The following is a 15,315-nucleotide window of genomic DNA, read 5'->3' as shown; positions in this document are numbered from 1 at the left end:
GGCCGGACGGCGATGAGCCGGGAGCGGGCGGCCTGTGGTGGTGTCGCCCGCTCTCCTGTCTCGGCGGACTCGTCGGCCGCCTCGGTCGGTGGTCGTCCGATCCTTCAGACCCGGTCGTTGAGGAGCGCCACGCGCCGCCAGGCGGGGCGGGTCTGCGCGGCGTCATGCGCCGCGGGAGCCTCCGAGAACGGGAAGGTCGCGCGGATGGGCATGGTCGCCGCGGGCCGCCCGCCGGAACCGGCGATCGTCGTGAGTCCGTGATGGCCGGTCGGCTCGCCGGCCAGGGACCCCCGGGTGAAGCGGACGCCGTGCTCGGCGGCGGCCGGGTCGGCGATCGTGACGACCCGCTCGGGGCCTCCGGCCGCGGCGACGAGGGCCGGGAGCGCGCCTCCTCCCCGGGCATCCAGTGCGGCATCCACCCGGTCGATGCCCCCGTCGCGGAGGGAGCGCATCCAGCCCTCTCCGCTCGGTACCGGCGTGACGCCCGCCAGGGCGGCGACCACGGGCAGCGACTCCTCGCGGGCCGTGCCGAACACCCGCGCTCCGCGGGCGACGGCGAGCTGGGCGGCCATCGATCCGATGCCGCCTGCCGCGCCTTCGACGACGACGGTCTCGCCGGGGACGAGGTGGAGCAGGTCGAGGGCGCGGGTCGCGGTCTCGAGGGCCGAGCCGGCGGCGGCGGCCTCCGCCCAGGACCACTCGGCAGGCTTCCGCCCCAGTGGTCGAGCACGGCGTACTCGGCTGTGGCTCCGCCGAAGTCGGAGAGCAGCACCGTGCCGAACACCTCGTCTCCGAGGTGAACACCCGAGACGCCCCGCCCGAGCTCGGCCACGGTGCCGGCCGCGTCGATGCCGGTGACGTGGGGGAAGGCGAGCGACGAGCTGAGCGCCGAGGTGCCGGCACGGAGCGACAGGTCGATGGGGGAGATCCCGGCCGCCCGCACGTGCATCAGGATCCGCCCCTCGGGAACCGCGGGAACCGGCCTCTCGCCGAGATGGAGCACGGAGGAGGGACCGGGTCGGTCGAACTGGACGGCGATCACGTCGCACCTTTCGCTGGGGGATGATGCCGTTACCATCGCCCGCGAGGCGGGGATGGGCATCGCCACCGCCTACCGGCACTTCCCCACGAAGAACGAACTCGTCGAGGCCGTGCTGGCGACCCAGGTCGACCTCTGCAGTCGTGCCATGCGGTCGGCCCTCGCCGAGCCCGACCCGTGGGAGGGCCTCCGTTCGGTGATCGACTGGTTCACGCAGGTGCAGATCGCGCACCCGGGGCTGCTCCGCGTGCTGCTCGACGGCACCGCCGACGGAGCGCCGTTCACGCAGGCCCGGCGCGAGCACGCCGAGGCCCTCGACCGACTGGTCGGCCGAGCCCTCGAGGCCGGCGCTCTGCGACCGGGGGTGACGGCTGGCGACGTCCGGGTCGGGATGCTCGCGATGACGGCGTTCTCTGGCGGGCAGGGGGCATCGTCCGCGACCGCGGTGCGTGCCCTCAGCACGATCCTCGTCCATGGCATCTCCGGCCCGGGATGACCCGCTCGCCCGGTGTCGGACGCCCGGCGCCGGACAGCGCGGTCAGCCGTTGCGGCGGAAGCGGGCCAGGCCCTCCTTCATCGACGTGAGGTTCTCCATGTGCTCCTCGCCGCGGCGCAGCGCGACCGAGGTGGCGAGGATGTCGATGACCACGAGCCCGGCCAGGCGGCTGACCGTGGGGGTGTACATGTCCGTGTCCTCGATCGTCTTCACGATCAGCGGGATGTCGCAGTGCTCCAGGAGCGGGCTGTCCTCGCCCGAGATCCCGATCACCGTGGCGCCCCTCTCCTGAGCCGTCTGCGCGACCTGCACCACCTGACGGGTGCGCCCGGTGTTCGAGATCGCGACGATGACGTCGGTGGAGCGGGCGGTGGAGGCGGCCATGAACTGCTGGTGCGGGTCGGAGGGCGCCGTGGAGGGCACGCCGAACAGGGCGGCCTTCTGCTCGGCGTCGAGCCCGATGATGGCCGAGGCGCCGAGACCCGCGAAGGTCAGCGAGGTCGACTTGAGGATGGCCTCGACCGCCCGCTCGATCTGGGCCGGGTCGAGGAACCGCCGCGCGCGGTCGAGGCTCGAGATGGTGTGGTCGAAGATCTTCGTGGTCAGCACCTCGATCGAGTCCTCGCGGCCGATCGTGGAGAGCGTCGCCGGGATGCCGAGGGCGAGGGTCTGCGCGAGCGAGATCTTGAACTGCTGGAACCCGCCGAAGCCGAGCGAGGTGCAGAACCGCATCACCGTCGGCTCGCTGACCCCGGCCGCGTCGGCGACCCCCGCCATGGTCGCGTTCATCACGAACGAGGGGTTGTCGGCGACCAGCTGGGCGACCTTGCGCTCGGAGTTGCGCAGCGTGCCGATCACGTTGCTCAGGTGTTCGAGCAGCGGGGCGTTCGTGGGCGAATAGCTCTCGGGCTTCATGGGCGCATCTCCCCGCCGCGCCACGGTGGCGCGATTACAACCCCAGCGTAGCGATCAGGTTGGCCACCGACTGCTCCGTGGCCCGCCGCGTGCTCGCGCCGGTGAAACCGCCCAGGTGCGGGGTGAGGATCGTGCGCTCGTGCCGGAGCAGCGGGGTGAGCGCGGGGGGCTCGGTGTCGAAGGCGTCGACCGCGTACGAGGAGAGCCGGCCGGACTCGAGCGCGTCGAGCACCGCGCCGTCGTCGACCAGGGCCGAGCGGGCCGTGTTGATCAGCACCGCATCCTGTCGCATGGTGGCGAGCACCTCGGCGGTGACGAGCGGGGTGCCGTCGGCCGGGGGCGGGCTGTGCAGCGAGACGACGTCGCTGAGGGCGAAGACCTCAGCGAACGAGGCGCTCTCGGCGCCGGAGGCCGGCTCGACCTCGGCGAAGGCGTCGTAGGCGAGCACGCGGGCGCCGAGCGCGCCGGCCAGACGGGCGACGATGCGGCCGATCGCGCCGAAGCCGACGAGGCCGACCGTCACATCCGGCATCTCCCGGCCGAGCGAGCGCGACCAGCCGCCGGCCTTCATGGCGGCGTCAGCGCGCGGGAGGTCGCGGAGGCTCGCCAGCATGAGCAGCACGGCCAGCTCGGCGACCCCGCGGGAGTTCGCGCCGCGCGCGAGCTCCACCCGGATGCCGCGGGCCTCGGCGGCGGCCACGTCGACCGCATCCGCTCCGACGCCGTTGCGGCTGATCACGCGCAGCCGGTCGGCGGCATCCAGCACCCGGACCGACACGGTCTCGACGCCGGCGAGCCAGCCGTCGATGCCGGGCACCAGGGCGAGCAACTCCTCTTCGCTCGGCAGCCGGCCGGCCGGGCCCGCCACCAGCTCGGCCCCGAGGTCGCGGAGCGGCTGCAGCTCGGGCACGGCGTCCAGGCCCTGGGCGGTCATCGAGCGGGGGGTGACGAGGATGCGCATCGGTCAGGCCCTCGTGCGCGCCGCGATCGCGGACAGCTCGTCGAACACCGGTCCGCTGGTGGGGATCGTGACGTCGAAGACCTCGGCGATCACCTGGGTCCAGCCGTGGATGAAGTAGATCCAGCCGTCCTCGACCTGCAGCGAGCGCTCGGCCTCGGCCGCGCGGGCCTGGTCGAGGAAAACCAGGTCGCCGCGGTAGTTGAGATCCCAGACGACGGCCCGCTCGGGGAAGACGACGGCGTCGGAGAGCGGCGAGCCCGGGGCATCCTTGCCGAGGCCGGTCGCGTTGACCACGACGGCCCGCGCGCTCGCGGAGGCGAGCACGGCGTCGTTGTCCTCGGCCGTCGGGGCGAGCGCCGTCTCGAGCGGCACCTCGGCCGAGGCCTCGTCGTGGATCGCCCGCAGGGTCTCGAGGCGGCCGCCGCTGCGGTTGGTGACGACGATCCTCGCGGGCCGGTCGGCGCCCCGCTCGGGCCGGGAGAGGTACCAGTCGATCGCGATGGCCGAGCCGCCGGCACCGAAGACGACGACGTCGGTCGGGGCCTCGGCGAAGTAGCCGGCCGGGAGGAAGGCGTCCAGCGCGAGCCCGGAGGAGATCGGATCCTTCGCGTGGGCGCGGAACCGGCCGTCGCGCTTCGAGAGGCAGCTCACCTCGTCCATCAGCTCGGCGAGCGGGTCGATCTCGTCGAAGAGGTCGCGGGCGGCCCGGTAGAGGTCGATCTTGTGGGTCGTGACGAGCGCGCCCAAGCTCAGCGGGTCGTCCTTCAGGAACGACACCACCGTGCGGTACTGCTCCTCGGGCGCGTGCAGGGGCAGGTCGATCCCGACGAGCTCGACCTCACCCAGCCCGAGCGCCTCCGCCCAGGCGGGGAACACCGTGCGGATCGACGAGCTGCCGGTCGTGACGCCGATGAAGTAGAAGGTGGGGATCGACGCCGGCTCGAGGGTGTCGGGGGTGAAGGTGCGAGGCACGGGGTCTTCTTTCTCTGTGGTCTGGGAGTGCCGGGGTCTAAAAGCTGCCGGCTCAGGCGCCGTAGGCGGCGACCGTCGCGACGGCGGTGCGGGCGGCCCGGCCGATCTCGTCGAACCGGCCCTCGGTGATCTGGTCGCGCGGGGCGATCCAGGTGCCGCCGATCGCGAAGACGGTGGCAAGGCCCAGGTACGCGTCGAGGTTCGCCGGGCGCACGCCGCCGGTGGGCATGAAGCGGATGCCGAGGGCGGCGAACGGGGAGGCGAACGCGCCGACGGCGGCCGCTCCTCCCGACTGCTCGGCGGGGAAGAACTTGAGGTGCGTGTGCCCGAGGTCCGCGGCCGCGAGGATCTCGGAGGCGGTGACGGCGCCCGGCACGAACGGCAGACCGCGGTCGGAGGCGGCTCGGGAGAGCTCGGGAGTGAACCCGGGCGAGACGCCGAAGTGGGCGCCGGCCTCGGCCGCATCCTCGACCTGGGCCGGGGTCAGCAGCGTTCCCGCGCCGACGAGGAAGCCGGGCACCTCGTCGGCGATCGCGCGGATCGCCTCGAGGGCTGCCGGGGTGCGGAGGGTGACCTCGGCGACCGGCAGGCCGGCCTCGACGAGGGTACGGGCGAGTTCGACGCCGCGGGCCGGGTCGGTGATCTCGACGACGGGGACGATGCGGGCGAGCGTCAGGCGCTCGAGGGGCGAGCCGGTCATGCCGAGGCCTTCCGGTAGCCGCGGTGGCGGGGGTTGGGGATGGTGGTCCAGCCGGCGTCGCCGTCCGAGACGACGAGGGTCTTCATCCCGCCCGCCTCGGCGATGATCGCGTAGTCCTGACCGGCGTCGGCGGCATAGGAAAAGAGGGTGACGAAGGGCTCGTCGCCGACGTTGACGCTGCGGTGGATCCAGTGGCCGGGCACGTTGACGGCCTTGCCCGGCGTGAGCTCGACGGCGGCGGTGCGCCCGTCGACGGTGTCGAGCAGCATGACGCCGCGGCCGCTCAGGCAGTAGTAGAGCTCGGCGCGATCCGAGATCGCGTGCAGGTGGCCGCGGGTGACGGCGAACTCGTCGCCGTAGGAGCCGGGCAGCAGTGTGCTGGTGCCGACGATCAGGGCGCCGGGGCCGTCCTGGTACTTCTGCTCGTCGACCGAGTAGATCAGGGTCTCGGCACCCTCGCGCTCGACCGCCGACGTCCAGGCCCGCTCGTCGAGGTAGACGCCGGCCATGTCGCCGAGCTGCTTCTCGTAGTGCCGGGTCGCCCCCGTGAGCTGCCCGGTGGGGGCGATCTCGATCAGGGTGGGTTGGTCGATGGCCGTGGCGGCGGATGTCATGCGTCTCCTCCTCGAGAGTCGGTAGTCATACTACAAGCATCGTGCCATCCCGTCCCCTCGGAGGCGAAATCGGGGGTCGATATGCCTGGATGCGGGGGTCGGGATGCATTGCACGGCCGATTTGATGTAGTTTTACTAGGCAGCGCCTCGCAACGCTCGCGGACTCAATGGAGAATCAGGGAGGACAACACCCGTGGACACGACTCGTTTCACCGGCCGTCGCGTGGCGGTCACCGGAGGTGCCGGAGGAATCGGCCAGGCGATCGCCCGCCGTCTCGTCGCCGAGGGCGCGGAGGTCTACGCCCTCGACCGCGCAGGACTCGACACCCTTCCCGAGGGCGTCCGCGGCTTCGAGCTCGACCTCGCCTCGCCCGATTCGGTCTCCGCGGTGGTCGCGGCGCTCTACGCCGACGACGACCGGCCGGTCGACCTCGTCACGAGCGCCGGGATCGTGGAGGACGACGTGGCCGTCGTCGACATGCCGGTCGCGCAGTTCGACGCGGTGCTCGGGGTCAACCTCCGCGGCGTCTTCCTGACCTGCCAGGCCTTCGGCCGCGAACTGATCGCCCGCGGCGGCGGCGCGATCGTCAACATCGCCTCGATGTCGGGCAACGCCGTCGTCAACTACCCGCAGAAGCAGGCCGCCTACAACACCTCCAAGGCCGCCGTCACCGCCTTCACGAAGTCGGTCGCCGTCGAGTGGGGCACCGCGGGCGTGCGCGTCAACGCCCTCTCGCCCGGGTACGTCGACACCCCGCTCAACCACCTGAAGGCGCACATGCACGACACCTGGAAGCGGGATGTCGTCGTGGACCGGTTCGCGACCCCCGAGGAGGTCGCCGCCTCGGTCGCCTTCCTGCTGAGCGACGACGCCCGCTACTACATCGGCGCCGAGCTGCTCATGGACGGCGGCTACTCGCTGCGCTGACCCGCGGCCGACCGCCCCACCGCCCTGCCCGCTCCACCTGCTCGATCCGCTCGACCCTCGAAGGACTCCCCGTGATCATCTCCCACGACCTCGGCACGACCGGCAACAAGGCGACGCTCGTCTCGAACGACGCCCGGCTCATCGCGGCCGTCTCGGTGGGCTACGGCGCCGACTTCGGCCCCGGCGGCCGCGCCCAGCAGGATCCGCACGACTGGTGGAACGCGATGGCCACGGCCAACCGCGAACTGCTCGCCAAGGGCGGGATCTCGAGCTCGGAGATCGACGCGGTCTCCTTCTCGGGTCAGATGATGGGCGTCGTGCCGGTGGATGCGGCGGGCGAGATCGTGCGCCCCGCGATCATCTGGGCCGACACGCGCTCCGGCGCGCAGTGCGACACCCTGATCGAGCGGGTCGGCATGGATCGGGCCTACGCGATCACGGGTCACCGGCTCAACCCCACCTACTCGCTCTCGAAGGTGATGTGGCTCCGGGACACCGAGCCCGAGGCCTTCGCCCGGATCGACACCGTCCTCCAGGCCAAGGACTACCTGGCCTACCGGCTCACCGGCGTGCGGGTCACCGACCCCTCGGACGCGTCGAGCACGAACGCCTACGACCAGGTCGCGAAGGGCTGGTCCGAGGAGCTGATCGAGGCGGCGGGCCTGGATCGCGGCCTCTTCCCGGAGATCGTCGAGTCGACCACTGTGATCGGCACGGTCACCGCGGAGGCGGCCCGCGAGACGGGCCTGTCCGAGGGCACTCCCGTCGTGATCGGCGGTGGCGACGGCCCCATGGCGGCCCTCGGCGCCGGCATCATCGACGCCTCCTCCGGCGCCTACGCCTACCTCGGCTCGTCGTCGTGGGTCTCGGTGAGTGCGGATGCACCCCTGCACGACCCCCTGATGCGCTCGATGACCTTCAACCACGTGATCCCCGGCCGGTTCGTGCCGACGGCCACGATGCAGACCGGCGGCGCCGCGCTCTCCTGGGTCACCTCCCTGCTCGCGCCGGGTCAGGACGACCGGTACGAAGAGCTCCTCGGCGCTGCGGTCACGGCCAAGGCGGCCGAGGACGGCCTCTACTTCCTCCCGCACCTGCTCGGCGAGCGTTCGCCGTACTGGAACCCGGCCGCCCGCGCCGCTTTCGTGGGCCTGCTCATGCACCACGGGCGAGGCGAGCTCACCCGTGCGGTGCTCGAAGGCGTGGCGTTCAACCTCTACACGGGGCTCCGCGCCTTCGTCGAGAACGGCACCCGCATCGACTCGATCGACGCCATCGGCGGTGCCGCCAACTCGGGGCTGCTGCTCGACATCTTCGCCGACGTCTGGGGCGTGCCGGTGAGCGCCCGCGACCTGGTCGACGAGGCGAACGCCATCGGCGCCGCGGTCGTGGCCGGCGTGGGCACCGGGATCTTCGACGACTTCGATGTCGCTCTGCGCTTCTCGACCCGCACCGAAGAGCGGCAGCCCGACCCCGCGCGGCACGCCCGGTACGGCCGGGAGTACGAGACCTTCCTCGACGCCTACCGGCGCCTCGAGCCGTGGTTCGACGGGCTGGAGCGGTGACGGCGGACGTCACCCGCCCGCCCGGCGCCACCGACGCGGCCTCCCGCGCATCCGCCGCCGCCCCGGCGCCCGGCTCCGTCGTCCGCACCGTCCTCGGTGACGTGGAGCCCGGCCGACTCGGCGTGCTCGACTACCACGAGCACCTGTTCCAGGTCTCGCCGCTCCTCCCGGGCGACGAGCTCGACGACGAGGAGCTCTCCGGTCTCGAAGCCCGCTCCCTGGCCGAGGCCGACGTCGGCGCGATCGTCGACGCGACCCCGACCGGGCTCGGCCGCGACGTCGAGGCGACGGCCCGCATCAGCGCGGCCACCGGACTCGCCGTCGTGCACACCACGGGCGCCCACCACGGCGGCCATTACGGCTCCGGGCATCCGCTGCTCGGCCGGTCCGTCGAGCAGCTGACGAGGCTCTTCACCGACGACGTCCGGGCCGGCTTCCGGCTCGACGGCGGGGCGGCGGCGACCGCACCCGACGGCTCCGCCATCCGGGCCGGCATCGTCAAGGCCGGCATCCGCTACTGGGCCATCGGCGACTTCGAGTCGCGCGTGCTCGAGGCCGCGGCCGCGACGAGTGCGGCGACCGGATGCGCGGTGATGGTGCACCTCGACTTCGGTTCGGCGGCCCACGAGGTGCTCGACCGGCTCGACGCCCAGGGTGTCGCCGCCGGCCGGGTCGTGCTCGCCCACGCCGACCGCAATCTCGACCCGGGGCTGCACGCCGAGCTCGCCGCGCGCGGCGCGTACCTCGGTTACGACGGGATGGCGCGGCACAAGGACGCCCCGGACTCCGCGATCCTCGACTGCCTCGTGCGGGTCGTCGAGGCGGGAGGGGCTGCGCGCCTGCTGCTCGGCGGCGACGTCGCGCGCCGCACCCGGTACCGCGCCTACCGCGGGATGCCGGGCCTCGCCTACCTGCCCGAGCGCTTCCTGCCCCGCGTCCGCGCCCTGCTCGACGACGACGACTACCAGCTCATCACCATCGCGAACGGCCGACGGCTGCTCGCCATGCCCGCCTGACCCGAAAGGCCCCTCAGAACATGAAAGCCATCGTCTACGACGAGCCCGGCCGCTTCTCCCTCGCCGAGATCCCGACCCCCGTCCCCGGCCCCCGCGAGGTGCTGATCCGCGTGATCGTCGCCGGGGTCTGCGGCACCGACCTGCACCTGCACGACGGGGAGTTCGGGCCGACCTACCCGCTCATCCCGGGGCACGAGATCGTGGGCGAGGTCGTCGAGCGGGGTGCGGAGGTGGCCGGCCTCGAACCGGGCGACCGCGTCACCTTCGACAACACCGCGGCCTGCGGGCACTGCGACGAGTGCCGCCGGGCCCGCCCCGCGTTCTGCCGGTACCTGCTCGCGCAGGGCGTCAACGCCCCGGGCGGGTTCGCCGAGTACGTGATCGCCTCGGCCGACCGGTGCTTCGTGGTGAACGACCTCGACCCCGAGGTCGCCGTCTTCGCCGAGCCGGCGGCGTGCGTGGTGCACGGCCTCGACGTGCTCGCGCTCACGCCGGGCGCCGACGTGCTGCTGTTCGGCGCCGGGCCGACGGGACTGCTGCTCGCCCAGCTGCTCAGGGCCTCCGGCGCCGGATCGGTGACCGTGGCCGCTCCCACCCGGGCCAAGCTCGAGTTCGCCGCCGCCCACGGCGCCGACCGCACGGTGCAGGTGGAGCGCGGCACGGATGCGACCGCCGACCTCCTGGCGCTCTCAGGCGGCGTCGGCTTCGACGTCGTGATCGACGCGACCGGCGCCATCCCGGTGCTGCAGCACGCGATCGAGCTGACCCGCACCGGCGGCACGATCTTCGTCTACGGGATGACCGGCGAGAACGCCGAGCTGCCGATCCTGCCGTACGAGGTCTTCCGGCGCGAGTTGACGATCAAGGGCTCGTTCGCGCAGCAGTTCTCGTTCGACCGCTCTCTGGCGGCGCTCCGCAGCGGGCGGATCGACACCGAAGGCATGATCACGCACACCTTCGACCTCGAGCACTACGCCGAGGCGCTCGCCGCCGTCGCCGACAGCGGCTGCATCAAGGCGGTCATCCGGCCGTAGGGGTGGCGATCTAGACCGCGAACACCGTCCACGACCGGGTCGCGGTCGCCCCCGGCTCCAGCACGATCAGGTCCTCAGCCGAGTTGAAGGCGTCCGGCGGGCAGGTCATCGGCTCGACCGCGAGCCCGCGGCGCCCGGCCCCCGGCCCCTCGTCCGGCAGGTCGGCGGTGTGCACCTGCACCCAGGGGAGTCCCGTCTCCCAGCGGATGCCGGCGCCCGACCCCGCGCGATCGGTGACCGTCACCGTGGTCACGCCGTCCGCATCCGGTTCGAGGCCGCCGAAGGCGTGGTCGATGAAGGTCGTGCCCACGGGGCGCGGAACCCGGAAGTCGAGTTCTCCGTCCCCCTCGCCGACGCTTCGTGTGCGCCCGGGCAGCAGGCGCTCGCCGACGATGTCGACCACGATCCGCGCCGGCAGCCGCAGGGTCCAGTCGTCGACGCGGCCCTCGCCGCCCACGAGATACGGATGCGGCCCGGTTCCGTACGGGGCCGGTGCGTCGCCGACATTCGTCGCCGAGACGACGGTCGTCAGCCCATCGGAGTCGAGCCGGTAAGCGACCGAGACCTCGAGCGGGAACGGGTACCCGGCCTGCGCGGGGATGCCGGTGCGGAGCGTCACCGCATCCGGAGCCGTCTCGACGACCTCGAACTCGAGCCAGCTGACCAGCCCGTGCAGGGCGTGCCCACGCGAGGGCTCGGTCAGCGCCAGCTGGTGGTCGACCCCGGCGAACCGGTACCGGCCGTCGACCACCCTGTTGGGCCACGGCGCCAGCACGGCACCGCGGTAGTTCGGCCGCAGCTCGTCGGCCTCGAACGGGAGCACGAGGTCGCGCCCGTCGTGGCTGAGCCGCCGGAGGGTGGCCCCGACGGTCGCGACCGTGGCCCGGTACCCGTCGGAGACGAGTTCGAGCTGGTCGCCGGAGAGCGGCCGAGTCACTCAGAACCCCTGGGCGAGACGGTAGTAGGCCTGGTTCCAGCGCACCTCGTTCTGGAAGCCGCGGAGCGTGGTGTCGGCGTCGATGCGCAGCAGCTCGGTCTTCGCGATGGCCGCGAAGTCTTCGAACACGTCGATGCCGACCGCGGTCGACATCACCGTGTGGTGCGCGGCGCCGGCGGTGAGCCAGGCGGCGGCCGAGACGGCGAACGAGGGCTCGGGTCGCCAGACCGCGCGGCCGACCGGCAGGTTCGGCAGCGGTGCGCGGGGCTCGACGACCTCGACGACGTTGGCGACGAGGCGGAAGCGGTCGCGCATGTCGCTGAGCGCGACGACGACGGCCGGGCCGGGGTCGGCCGTGAAGACCAGGCGCACCGGGTCGTCCTTGCCGCCGATGCCGAGCTCGTGGATCTCGAGCGTCGGGCGCGCGGTCGTGAGCGACGGGCTCACCTCGAGCATGTGCGCGCCGAGGATCGTCTCGGCACCCTCGACCAGGTCGTAGGTGTAGTCCTCCATCAGCGAGGCGCCGCCGGGCAGGCCCGAGCCCATCACGTTCGCCGCCCGCACCAGGATCGCGGTCTTCCAGTCACCCTCGGCGCCGAAGCCGTAACCCTCGGCCATCAGGCGCTGCACGGCGAGCCCGGGCAGCTGCTTGAGCGACCCCAGGTCTTCGAAGCTCGTGGTGAAGGCGCCGAAGCCGCCCTCCTCGAGGAAGGAGCGGAGGCCGAGCTCGATCGCCGCGCCGTCGCGGAGCGACTGGTGGCGCTCGCCGCCCGCGCGGAGCTCGGGCACGACGTCGTACTGCTCCTCGTACTCGGTGACGAGGGCGTCGACCGCCGCGGTGTCGCCCTCGAACCGGGCCACCGCATCCGCCAGCTCGTTGACGCCCCAGGTGTTGACCTGAACGCCGAACCGCAGCTCGGCCTCGGTCTTGTCGCCCTCGGTGACGGCGACGTAGCGCATGTTGTCGCCGAAGCGGGCGAGCTTGAGCGTCTTGGTGGCCTGCCAGCCGGCGGCCGCACGCGACCAGTCGGCGATCTGCTTCTGCACCAGCGGGTTCGTGGCGTGACCGACGACGGTCTTACGCGCGACGCCGAGCCGGGTCTGGATGTAGCCGAACTCCCGGTCGCCGTGCGCGGCCTGGTTGAGGTTCATGAAGTCGAAGTCGATCTCGGCGTAGGGCAGTTCGACGTTGGCCTGGGTGTGCAGGTGCAGCAGCGGCTTGGTGAGCGCGTCGAGACCGGCGATCCACATCTTCGCGGGGCTGAAGGTGTGCATCCAGGCGATCACGCCGATGACGCGGTCGTCGGCGTTCGCGTCGAGGGCGGCGCGGCGGATGGACTCGCTGTCCTTCAGGACCGGCTTCCAGACGATCCGCACCGGCACGGCGTCGGCGGAGTCGATGGTCGAGGCGATCACCTGCGACTGCTCGGCGACCTGGCGGAGGGTCTCGTCGCCGTAGAGGTTCTGGCTTCCGGTGAAGAACCAGATCTCGTAGGGGCTGAGGTCGGTGCTGAGCGTGCTCACGTGAGGGATCCTGTCGGCTCTTGTCCGTAGACATTCTGGTAGCGGTTGAAGAGGGAGTCGATGGCGGCCGGTTCGATCGGGGCCGGGGTGCCGAGCTGGCGCGAGTAGTGCACCGAGCGGGCGACGTCCTCGACCATCACGGCGGCCTTGACGGCGTCGCGGGCGTCGCGGCCGATCGTGAACGGTCCGTGGTTCTTCATCAGCACGGCGCGCGAGCGGTGGCCGGAGAGCGTCTCGACGATGCCGCGGCCGATCGAGTCGTCGCCGATGATCGCGAACGGGCCGATCGGGATGTCGCCGCCGAACTCGTCGGCCATGGCGGTCGTGACGCAGGGGATCGGCTCGCCGAACGCCGCCCACGCCACGGCGTAGGGGGAGTGCGTGTGCACGACCCCGCCCACCTCGGTCATGTTGCGGTACACGTAGGCGTGCGCGGCCGTGTCGCTCGAGGGGGAGCGCTCCGAGCCGGGGGTGCCCTCGACGACCTGGCCGTCGAGCGTGCAGAGGATCATGTTGTCGGCGCGCAGCTGGTCGTACATCACGCCGGAGGGCTTGATCACGAAGAGATCGGCGCCGGGCACGCGGCCGGAGACGTTGCCGCCTGTCCAGACCACGAGCCCGTAGCGGACGAGCTCGGCGTGCAGGCTCGCGACGTCTTCGCGCGTGCGCTCGATGGCGTCGCGGAGCTCGGGCGAGGTGAGGTCGGCGGTGACGGCGTCGGCGGTGCCGGTCGCGGGGTCGCCGGGGCTGTCGGCGCGGGGGGCGTCGGTCACGAGGATGCTCCTTCCAGGGGCAGGGCGAGGACGGCGGCGCGCTCGACGGCGAGCCCGTCGCGGTAGCGGTCGAGGTAGGCGGCGAACCCGGCGACGTCGGCCGGGTCGGGGTCGACGACGGTGGAGTCGGCGCGCACGAAGACGGTCTCGTGCAGGTAGCGGTCGAGGCTCGTGGCCGAGCCGGATGCGGGGGCCGAGCCGGAAGCGGCTGCGGCGTCGGCCTCGGCGGACTTCGCCGCCGCGAACCCGGCGAGCACGGCCATGCCCCACGCCCCGCCCTCCGAGGCGGTGCGGTTCACGGCGACCGGAGCGCCGAGCGCACCGGCGAGGAACCGCTGGGCCACGCCCGCGGTGCGGAAGAGGCCGCCGTGGGCGAACATCCGGTCGAGGGCCACGCCCTCGGAGTCGAGCACCCGCATGCCGAGGGCGAGCGTGCCGAAGACGCCGTAGAGCTGGGCGCGCATGAAGTTGCCGAGCGTGAAGCGGCTGTCCGGCGTGCGGACGACGAGGGGCCGGCCTTCGTCGAGGCCGGCGATCGGTTCTCCCGCGAGGTGGTTGTAGGCGAGCAGGCCGCCGGCATCCGCGTCGCCGGCGAGGGCCTCGCGGAACAGGATGTCGAAGACGGCGTCACCGTCGGCGACTGCAGACCGGTCGCCGTGAGCCGAGCCTCCGGAGGCCGCCTGCCCGGCGCCTCCCTGCCCGGCGCCCTCCCGCCCCACCTCCACGAACCGGGTGAACAGCCCGGCCCACGCGGCCAGCTCGCTCGCGCCGTTGTTGCAGTGCACCATCGCCACCGGGTCTCCGGCGGGGGTGGTCACCACGTCGATCTCGTCGTGCGGGCGGGAGAGCGGATGCTCGAGCACGACCATCGCGAAGATGCTGGTTCCGGCGCTCACGTTGCCGGTGCGGGGCGCGACCGAGCAGGTCGCGACCATCCCGGTTCCCGCATCCCCTTCGGGCGGGCAGAACAGCGATCCGGGGCGGAGGAGCCCAGACGGGTCGAGCAGCAGCGCGCCCTCGGCGGTCAGCTCGCCGGCCGCCTCGCCCGCGACGAGCACGTCGGGCAGCAGTGCGGCGAGATCGAGCCCGGGGGCGCTCGACGCAACGAGCTCGTCGTAGCGCGCGATCAGATCGGTGTCGAAGCCGCCGGTCGCGGGGTCGATCGGGAACATCCCCGAGGCGTCGCCGACCCCGAGCACGCGCCGGCCGGTGAGTCGCTCGTGCACGTACCCGGCGAGGGTGGTCAGGTGACGGATGCGCGGCACGTGCGGCTCGTGGTCGAGCACGGCCTGGTGCAGGTGGGCGATCGACCAGCGCAGCGGGATCGAGACGCCGAAGAGGGCGCCGAGCTCGGCGGAGGCGGGGCCCGTGGTCGTGTTGCGCCAGGTGCGGAAGGGCACGAGCAGCTCGTCGTCGCCGTCGAAGGCCAGGTAGCCGTGCATCATCGCCGAGATGCCGATCGAGCCGTAGCCGGTGGGGCGCACGCCGTACCGCTCCTCGGCGTCGGAGACGAGCGCCGCGTGCGCCGCCTGCACGCCCGACCAGACGTCGTCGAGCGAGTAGGTCCAGGTGCGGTCGACGAAGTCGTTCTCCCAGTCGTGGCTGCCGACGGCGAGCACCTCGGCGTCGGGGCCGATCAGGCAGGCCTTGATGCGGGTCGAGCCGAACTCGATGCCGAGCGCGGTGCGCTCCTCGAGGATGGTCCAGGCCGCGCCGCTCCGAGCCGGTTCGGCGGGCGGCGAGCCCAGGGGAACGACAGGCTCGCTCATGCGGCGGGACTCCTTCGGCTCGACATGTGAGCGATCACATGATCGATCACAACGGAAGTGTACGACACCCGC

At 72.5% G+C, this 15,315-nt stretch carries 15 protein-coding genes and 1 pseudogene; 5 read left to right on the top strand and 11 right to left on the bottom strand.

The genetic code is table 11. The features are described 5' to 3' along the window. Positions 1–104 precede the first annotated feature (104 nt). The gene (locus tag HSO01S_RS19500) at positions 105–572 is read right to left on the bottom strand and encodes an MDR/zinc-dependent alcohol dehydrogenase-like family protein (protein ID WP_066041496.1); all 468 of its coding nucleotides are present in this window, start codon (positions 570–572) and stop codon (positions 105–107) included. 158 nt (positions 573–730) lie between these two features. Next, positions 731–1,003: pseudogene (locus tag HSO01S_RS19735) on the bottom strand (alcohol dehydrogenase catalytic domain-containing protein); the annotation flags it as partial. Here HSO01S_RS19735 and HSO01S_RS19070 point away from each other — a divergent pair. After that, entirely contained in the window at positions 918–1,535 is a 618-nt protein-coding gene (locus HSO01S_RS19070) for a TetR/AcrR family transcriptional regulator (RefSeq protein WP_281177822.1), read from the top strand. The pseudogene HSO01S_RS19735 and the gene HSO01S_RS19070 sit on opposite strands and share 86 nt — an antisense overlap. A 42-nt stretch (positions 1,536–1,577) precedes the next feature. Here HSO01S_RS19070 and HSO01S_RS11570 read toward each other — a convergent pair whose 3' ends face one another. Genes HSO01S_RS11570 through HSO01S_RS11550 form a run of 5 tightly spaced genes read right to left on the bottom strand, consistent with a single transcriptional unit; the run spans position 1,578 to position 5,697 of the window. Then, positions 1,578–2,450 (bottom strand): SIS domain-containing protein, encoded by an 873-nt coding sequence (locus HSO01S_RS11570; RefSeq protein ID WP_066041489.1) that lies wholly within the window; start codon positions 2,448–2,450, stop codon positions 1,578–1,580. A gap of 34 nt (positions 2,451–2,484) precedes the next feature. Next, entirely contained in the window at positions 2,485–3,411 is a 927-nt protein-coding gene (locus HSO01S_RS11565) for an NAD(P)-dependent oxidoreductase (protein ID WP_066041487.1), read from the bottom strand. Positions 3,412–3,414: 3 nt separating this feature from the next. After that, entirely contained in the window at positions 3,415–4,383 is a 969-nt protein-coding gene (locus HSO01S_RS11560) for a shikimate dehydrogenase family protein (protein WP_066041485.1), read from the bottom strand. 52 nt (positions 4,384–4,435) lie between these two features. Then, positions 4,436–5,083: a bifunctional 4-hydroxy-2-oxoglutarate aldolase/2-dehydro-3-deoxy-phosphogluconate aldolase gene (gene eda / locus HSO01S_RS11555; RefSeq protein WP_066041482.1), complete on the bottom strand. Its 648-nt coding sequence runs from the start codon at positions 5,081–5,083 to the stop codon at positions 4,436–4,438. Further along, positions 5,080–5,697 (bottom strand): glucose-6-phosphate isomerase family protein, encoded by a 618-nt coding sequence (locus HSO01S_RS11550; protein ID WP_066041479.1) that lies wholly within the window; start codon positions 5,695–5,697, stop codon positions 5,080–5,082. Before HSO01S_RS11550 ends, eda begins: the two co-directional genes overlap by 4 nt. Positions 5,698–5,890: 193 nt before the next feature. Between HSO01S_RS11550 and HSO01S_RS11545 the strand changes: the two genes are divergently transcribed. From HSO01S_RS11545 to HSO01S_RS11530, 4 genes are all read left to right on the top strand, one after another. Then, positions 5,891–6,625, top strand: coding sequence for an SDR family NAD(P)-dependent oxidoreductase (locus tag HSO01S_RS11545; RefSeq protein WP_066041476.1), 735 nt, complete (start codon positions 5,891–5,893; stop codon positions 6,623–6,625). Positions 6,626–6,696: 71 nt separating this feature from the next. After that, complete coding sequence (gene xylB / locus HSO01S_RS11540; protein WP_066041474.1) at positions 6,697–8,190, top strand: xylulokinase; 1,494 nt, start codon at positions 6,697–6,699, stop codon at positions 8,188–8,190. After that, the gene (locus HSO01S_RS11535; protein ID WP_084361586.1) at positions 8,187–9,206 is read left to right on the top strand and encodes a phosphotriesterase family protein; all 1,020 of its coding nucleotides are present in this window, start codon (positions 8,187–8,189) and stop codon (positions 9,204–9,206) included. The genes xylB and HSO01S_RS11535 overlap by 4 nt, the downstream gene beginning before the upstream one ends. A 20-nt stretch (positions 9,207–9,226) precedes the next feature. Next, positions 9,227–10,240: a zinc-dependent alcohol dehydrogenase family protein gene (locus HSO01S_RS11530; protein ID WP_066041472.1), complete on the top strand. Its 1,014-nt coding sequence runs from the start codon at positions 9,227–9,229 to the stop codon at positions 10,238–10,240. 10 nt (positions 10,241–10,250) lie between these two features. On the opposite strand, the gene HSO01S_RS11525 is transcribed toward HSO01S_RS11530, so the two are convergent. From HSO01S_RS11525 to HSO01S_RS11510, 4 genes are read right to left on the bottom strand one after another with little or no spacing between them, the layout of a single operon-like run. Then, complete coding sequence (locus tag HSO01S_RS11525) at positions 10,251–11,177, bottom strand: aldose 1-epimerase family protein (protein ID WP_066041470.1); 927 nt, start codon at positions 11,175–11,177, stop codon at positions 10,251–10,253. After that, complete coding sequence (gene araA / locus HSO01S_RS11520) at positions 11,178–12,701, bottom strand: L-arabinose isomerase (RefSeq protein WP_066041468.1); 1,524 nt, start codon at positions 12,699–12,701, stop codon at positions 11,178–11,180. Further along, entirely contained in the window at positions 12,698–13,474 is a 777-nt protein-coding gene (locus HSO01S_RS11515) for an L-ribulose-5-phosphate 4-epimerase (RefSeq protein WP_084361585.1), read from the bottom strand. Before HSO01S_RS11515 ends, araA begins: the two co-directional genes overlap by 4 nt. Next, a complete protein-coding gene (locus HSO01S_RS11510; protein WP_066041466.1) occupies positions 13,471–15,243 on the bottom strand; it encodes a xylulokinase in 1,773 nt (590 codons plus the stop codon). The genes HSO01S_RS11515 and HSO01S_RS11510 overlap by 4 nt, the downstream gene beginning before the upstream one ends. Between the last annotated feature and the right edge of the window lie 72 nt (positions 15,244–15,315).

This window comes from Herbiconiux solani NBRC 106740 (assembly GCF_001571005.1).
GTDB classification, from domain to species: Bacteria; Actinomycetota; Actinomycetes; order Actinomycetales; family Microbacteriaceae; genus Herbiconiux; species Herbiconiux solani.
Note: the sequence above shows the minus strand (reverse complement) of the source record. Positions and strands in the feature narration are given on the sequence as shown.

Bases quoted from the DNA above. Each gene is read 5' to 3' on its own strand.
- HSO01S_RS11510 (WP_066041466.1), bottom strand. From the start codon at position 15,243: ATGAGCGAGCCTGTCGTTCCCCTGGGCTCGCCGCCCGCCGAACCGGCT.
- eda (WP_066041482.1), bottom strand. From the start codon at position 5,083: ATGACCGGCTCGCCCCTCGAGCGCCTGACGCTCGCCCGCATCGTCCCC.
- HSO01S_RS11565 (WP_066041487.1), bottom strand. From the start codon at position 3,411: ATGCGCATCCTCGTCACCCCCCGCTCGATGACCGCCCAGGGCCTGGAC.
- HSO01S_RS19070 (WP_281177822.1), top strand. From the start codon at position 918: ATGGGGGAGATCCCGGCCGCCCGCACGTGCATCAGGATCCGCCCCTCG.
- HSO01S_RS11530 (WP_066041472.1), top strand. From the start codon at position 9,227: ATGAAAGCCATCGTCTACGACGAGCCCGGCCGCTTCTCCCTCGCCGAG.
- HSO01S_RS11550 (WP_066041479.1), bottom strand. From the start codon at position 5,697: ATGACATCCGCCGCCACGGCCATCGACCAACCCACCCTGATCGAGATC.
- HSO01S_RS11570 (WP_066041489.1), bottom strand. From the start codon at position 2,450: ATGAAGCCCGAGAGCTATTCGCCCACGAACGCCCCGCTGCTCGAACAC.
- HSO01S_RS19500 (WP_066041496.1), bottom strand. From the start codon at position 572: ATGGCCGCCCAGCTCGCCGTCGCCCGCGGAGCGCGGGTGTTCGGCACG.